At 68.8% G+C, this 5,052-nt stretch carries 7 protein-coding genes; 4 read left to right on the top strand and 3 right to left on the bottom strand.

The annotated features are described in order from the left end of the window. From QZV94_RS25240 to QZV94_RS19120, 3 genes are all read left to right on the top strand, one after another. On the top strand, nucleotides 1-210 hold a 210-nt coding region (locus tag QZV94_RS25240; RefSeq protein ID WP_367254874.1), incomplete at its 5' end, for a flagellin. 46 nt (nucleotides 211-256) lie between these two features. Further along, nucleotides 257-1,447 (top strand): tRNA 2-thiouridine(34) synthase MnmA, encoded by a 1,191-nt coding sequence (gene mnmA, locus QZV94_RS19125; RefSeq protein ID WP_293680466.1) that lies wholly within the window; start codon nucleotides 257-259, stop codon nucleotides 1,445-1,447. 26 nt (nucleotides 1,448-1,473) lie between these two features. Beyond that, nucleotides 1,474-2,664 carry an acetyl-CoA C-acyltransferase gene (locus QZV94_RS19120; protein WP_293680464.1) on the top strand — a complete coding sequence of 397 codons (1,191 nt, stop codon included), beginning with the start codon at nucleotides 1,474-1,476 and terminating at the stop codon, nucleotides 2,662-2,664. Nucleotides 2,665-2,723: 59 nt separating this feature from the next. Here QZV94_RS19120 and QZV94_RS19115 read toward each other — a convergent pair whose 3' ends face one another. Together QZV94_RS19115 and QZV94_RS19110 are read right to left on the bottom strand one after the other, a co-directional pair. Continuing rightward, on the bottom strand, nucleotides 2,724-3,212 hold the full coding sequence (locus QZV94_RS19115; RefSeq protein ID WP_293680461.1) for an SRPBCC family protein: 489 nt from the start codon (nucleotides 3,210-3,212) through the stop codon (nucleotides 2,724-2,726). 61 nt (nucleotides 3,213-3,273) lie between these two features. Then, the gene (locus QZV94_RS19110) at nucleotides 3,274-3,882 is read right to left on the bottom strand and encodes a DUF3617 family protein (protein WP_293680458.1); all 609 of its coding nucleotides are present in this window, start codon (nucleotides 3,880-3,882) and stop codon (nucleotides 3,274-3,276) included. Nucleotides 3,883-3,943: 61 nt separating this feature from the next. Here QZV94_RS19110 and QZV94_RS19105 point away from each other — a divergent pair, with 61 nt between their 5' ends. Next, nucleotides 3,944-4,213, top strand: a complete 270-nt coding sequence (locus tag QZV94_RS19105; RefSeq protein ID WP_293680455.1) for a GNAT family N-acetyltransferase — start codon at nucleotides 3,944-3,946, stop codon at nucleotides 4,211-4,213. A 226-nt stretch (nucleotides 4,214-4,439) separates the two neighbouring features. Here the strand turns inward: QZV94_RS19105 and QZV94_RS19100 are convergent, their stop codons facing one another. Then, a complete protein-coding gene (locus QZV94_RS19100) occupies nucleotides 4,440-4,724 on the bottom strand; it encodes a hypothetical protein (protein WP_293680453.1) in 285 nt (94 codons plus the stop codon). Nucleotides 4,725-5,052 lie beyond the last annotated feature (328 nt).

The raw sequence follows: 5,052 nt of genomic DNA, 5'->3' as shown, positions 1-5,052 counted from the left end.
CGCAACGGCACCAACCAGCGCCGCGTGGAAACCGTGGTGACCGACCTGACCAGCCGCGAGAACTCGCTGGCCGGCATGGTCGGAGACATCACCGACGCCGACATGGCCGAGGCCGCCGCCCAGCTGCAGCAGGCGCAGCTCTCCGTGCAATCGGCGGCCTACGTCTTCCAGGCCCTGCAGGAATCCTCGCTTATCAACCTGCTGCGCTGAGGCCGGCCCTCCCCATGGCGGGGCAGGGGGACTATATGGCGTCCCCATGAACGCCCCCGCGGCCATCCCCGACGTCCTGAGCGACGGTCTCGTCGAGACCGTCCGCGACGCCGTGCGCCTGCCGGCCGGGACCCGCATCGTGGCCGCGATGTCCGGCGGGGTGGACTCCACAGCGACGGCCGCCCTCCTGGCCCGCGCCGGCTACGATGTGGTCGGCGTGACCCTGCAGCTCTACGACCACGGCGCCGCGATCCAGAAGAAAGGCGCCTGCTGCGCCGGCCAGGATATCCACGACGCCCGCACGGCGGCCGAGGCCATCGGCATCCCTCACTACGTCCTCGACTATGAAAGCCGCTTCCGGGCGCAGGTCATCGAGGACTTCGCCGACAGCTACCTGCGCGGCGAAACGCCGATCCCCTGCATCCGCTGCAATCAGACGGTGAAGTTCCGCGACCTGCTGGATGTCGCGCGCGAACTCTCCGCGGAGGCGATGGCCACCGGCCACTACGTCCGCCGCATCGTGGGCCCGCACGGTCCGGAACTTCATCGCGCGGCCGACGCGGCCAGGGACCAGTCCTACTTCCTCTTTGCGACAACCGCCGACCAGCTCGCCTACCTGCGCTTCCCGCTGGGCGGCCTGCCCAAGCCCGCCGTGCGGGCCGCGGCGGCCGAGCTGGGCCTGGCAGTGGCCGACAAGCCGGACAGCCAGGACATCTGCTTTGTTCCCGAGGGCCGCTACACGACGGTGATCGACCGCCTGCGCCCGCACGGCGCCGAGCCCGGCGACATCGTCCACCTGGACGGCCGCGTCCTCGGCCGCCACGAAGGCGTGACCCGCTACACCATCGGCCAGCGCCGCGGCCTCAACGTCGCGGTAGGCGACCCGCTGTTCGTTGTGCGCATCGACGCCGAGGCGCGCCAGGTGGTCGTTGGGCCCCGCGAGGCCCTGCTCACGACCGCGCTCAGTCTCAAGGAAACCAACTGGATCGGTGACGGATCGTCCATCGCCGCCGCCTGCGCCGCGTCCCGGCCGGTCCTCGCCCGCGTCCGCTCGACCCGCGAGCCCGCGCCGGGCCGGCTGGCGCTGGTGCACGGAAGTCCTGGCGTGGTCTTCGACGCCCCGGAAGAAGGCGTCGCGCCAGGCCAGGCCGCGGTGCTCTACGCCCCGGAAGCTCCCAGCCGTGTGCTGGGCGGCGGCTTCATCGCCGCCACGGTGAGGGCCATTCCCTCCCATTGAGCGCAGGGAAGCGCTATATCCCCCGCATGAGCAACACGTCCGACCCCGTCGTCATCGCCAGCTACGCCCGCACCCCGATGGGCGGCTTCCAGGGCAGCCTCTCCGGCGCCAAGGCCACCGAACTCGGCGCGGCCGCCGTGCGCGCCGCCGTTGAGCGTTCAGGCGCCGATCCTGCCGCTGTCGAGCAGATCGTCATGGGCTGCGTGCTGCCCGCCGGCCTCGGCCAGGCGCCCGCCCGCCAGGCCGCGCTCGGCGCCGGCCTGCCCAAATCGGTCGAGGCCACGACCATCAACAAGATGTGCGGCTCGGGCATGCAGGCCGCGATCCTGGCCCACGACGCGATCGCCGCCGGTTCCGTCGACGTCATCGTCGCCGGCGGCATGGAGAGCATGACCAATGCGCCGTACCTGATGACCAAGCATCGGTCCGGCGCCCGCATCGGCCACGACACGATGTACGACCACATGTACCTGGATGGCCTGGAGGACGCCTACGAGCCCGGCCGCCTGATGGGCTCGTTCGCCGAGGAATCGGCGCGGTCCTACCAGTTCACACGTGAGGCGCAGGACGAGTACGCGATCGGCTCCCTCGCCAAGGCCAAGGCCGCCATCCAGTCCGGCGCCTTCGCCCGCGAAATCACGCCCGTCACTGTCACCGACCGGAAGGGCGTCGTCATCGTCGACACCGACGAGCAGCCCCTGAAGGCCGATCCGGCCAAGATCCCGGGCCTGCGCCCGGCGTTCGCGAAGGACGGCACGATCACCGCAGCCAACGCCAGCTCCATTTCCGACGGCGCCGCCGCACTGGTGATGACCCGCGAAAGCGTGGCCCGGAACCTGGGCATGACCATCGTCGCGCGCGTCGCCGGCCATGCCGCCCACGCCCATGAGCCCGGCCTGTTCACCACGGCCCCGGTCCCCGCCATCCAGAAGGCCCTGAAGCGGGCGGGCTGGAGCGTGGCCGACGTCGATCTCTTCGAGGTCAACGAGGCCTTCGCCGTGGTCGCCATGATCGCCGAGCGCGACCTCGGTCTCGATCGCGCGAAACTGAACGTCAACGGCGGCGCCTGCGCCCTGGGCCATCCCATCGGCGCCTCGGGGGCCCGCATCCTCGCCACCCTGCTGGCCGCTCTCGAGGCCCGCGGCGGCAAACGCGGCGTCGCCAGCCTCTGCATCGGCGGAGGAGAGGCCACCGCGATGGCGGTGGAGCTGGCGTAGGGCCACCCGCGATTCCCCGGATCAGCCTGCGGCTGACCGTGGGATGACGACATGGGGACTCAAAGGTTCCGGGCGACCGCTTCCATCTGCTCGGCGCACACGCCCCAACCCTCAAGGAAGCCCATCTGCTCGTGTTGCGCCTTCTTCTCCGCGGTGGGGTGTCCCACGCGGGCGGTGTAGAGCGTCTTGCCGCCCTCGGCGGGTTCGAAGGTCAGCACCGCGGTCATCATCCCGCCGTCCTCCGTCGGGACCCAACCCTCCGTGTAGGCGTCGGTGAACACCAGCTTCCGGTTCGGTACGACCTCGAGGTAGACGCCCGGATTCGGCGCCACCTCGCCGTTTGGCCCATACATGGTCACGTCCGAGGCGCCGCCCGGCCGCAGGTCCATCTTCGTCGCCTCGGCGCGCCAGGGCTTGGGGCAGAACCACTCCGGATAGGTCTCGGGCGTGGTCCACGCGCGGTACACCTGCTCCGGCGATGCATCGATGATGCGCGCCAGCACCAGCTCGCGGTCGTTGTTCGGGGTCGATGCAACTGCGGTGGTCATGGCCGTTCTCCTGATTTTGCCCCGAAGGACGGACCAGTCGCGCCGGCTCCGACATGCGCGGCTACTTTTTCGCAGGCCCCGCTTGCTTCATCTGGGCCTGCATTTCCTCGAGGTTCATCTTCATCCCGGCGGGCATGCCGGCGATCTGCAGGTCGCCCCCCTTCATGCCGGTCGGGCAGGGCCCCTCCCACTTTGCGGTGATGTCCACGGCGTGCGAGCCGTTGGCCTGGGGTATGGTCGCCCCGGTAGTCGTGGACGCGACCTTCACCTTGTAGGCGGAGTTGAAGTCGCCGCTGACCGTTGACGTCGAGGTGATCGTTCCGGATGGTCCCATGTCGCAGACGCTGTCGATCTTGAAGCCGCCGGGAATGGGGACGACCGAATTCTTCGAGCATGGGTTGTCGTCGCCCATCGCCTGGCCCCAGACGGCCATCTTCTTGTCGGTGTCGGCGTCGAAGCAGATCTTCATCGTCTGATCCATGCCGCCGGTGGAGATGGTCTGGCTCCACAGGCCGGCCTTGCGTGACGGCATGGCCATCGGGCCGGCCGGCGCGGTGGCCACCGCGGGGGCTGCATCCCCAGTCTTCGCCGCCTCGTCCTTCTTCGAGCAGGCCGCCAGGGCCAGGAGTGGGGCGAACAGGCTTACGCCCAACACCAATGTACGACGCATCTTGATCCCTCCAGGAACGTTCCCCAGGTTCGGACCCTAGCCCGGAGAGGACGCCTTCGAAATGGCCGACACGCTGAACGACACCGGCGACCGCTACGAGATCGTGGAGGAGGGACAGACTGTCTACGCCGACTACCGCAAGACGCCTGAGCGCCTCTACATCGACTACGTCTTCAGCCCCGTGTCCCTGCGCGGAACGGGCGCGTCGGGCCGCCTCATGGCCGCGGTCGCCGCCCAGGCCCGCGCCGACAACCTGAAGATCACCCCCATCTGCGGCTATGCCGCGGCCTGGCTTCGACGTAGCCACGAGTTCCGCGACCTGCTCGCGTAAGCGCGAAGGGTCGACATCCCCTTGGTTCACAAGGCTGAGCCCCCGCTCGCACGGGGTGTCCAGCGGCCTCGTCCGTTAAGGGTGGCTGCTCGCCGTATGCTTTAAGAAATCAGTTAATTCGGCGGCTGGTCCGCCGGCGCCCGATGCGCCTGGCGGCGATCGGGGGAGGGCCGGGCGCGGCGCGCCGGCCGGCGTCCCCTTCTGGGACGCCGCGGGTCGCGCGGACCTAGGTCCGCGCGGAGATGGCGTCCACCGTCTGGACGCGGGCGTCCAGGTCTTCGGCCAGACGGCGCGCGATGTCGCGGATGCCCGGCGCATAGGCGTCGCCGCCTTCGGCGATCTCGGCCGCGAGCTGTTCGAGGTCGATCATGGCGGTGGTGAGCGACTTGACATGGTCCTTGGCCAACTGGCGGGCTTCCGTCTGCAGGCGCTGCACGCGCTGGGCGACGGTCTCGCTCTTCGGAAGGGCCTTAAGGTCGTTGTCGGCGACCACGCTGAGAGACGGTGACATTCTGTAGGTCCTCAAAATTCCTGTACTCAAGGTCTCAATACGGCCCGCAACCCCCGATGGATTGCCCCAAGGCCCACCTTGTTCTGCCTGGAAGTTACGTCCCGAGACAGCACAGGTTCCCTGACAGCCGCATGAACGGGGCCAGTTAACTCTGCTGTAACTAAAGGTGGGGATTCCGGGCCACGGTTTGTAGTTAACGTAGGGGCTCGTTGCTATGCTGAAACGCAACAGGCTCCAAAAATGCGCGCGGCCCCAGTGTCCGGGAGCAGGGTTTTACAATACGTGGGGGCTGAGCTGTACCACAAGTACGGCATCCGCGCCTCAGACG

The organism is uncultured Phenylobacterium sp., assembly GCF_902826855.1.
Taxonomy (GTDB): domain Bacteria; phylum Pseudomonadota; class Alphaproteobacteria; order Caulobacterales; family Caulobacteraceae; genus Phenylobacterium.
The sequence above is the reverse complement of the archived record's forward strand: the minus strand, read 5'-3'. Positions and strand labels throughout refer to the sequence as shown.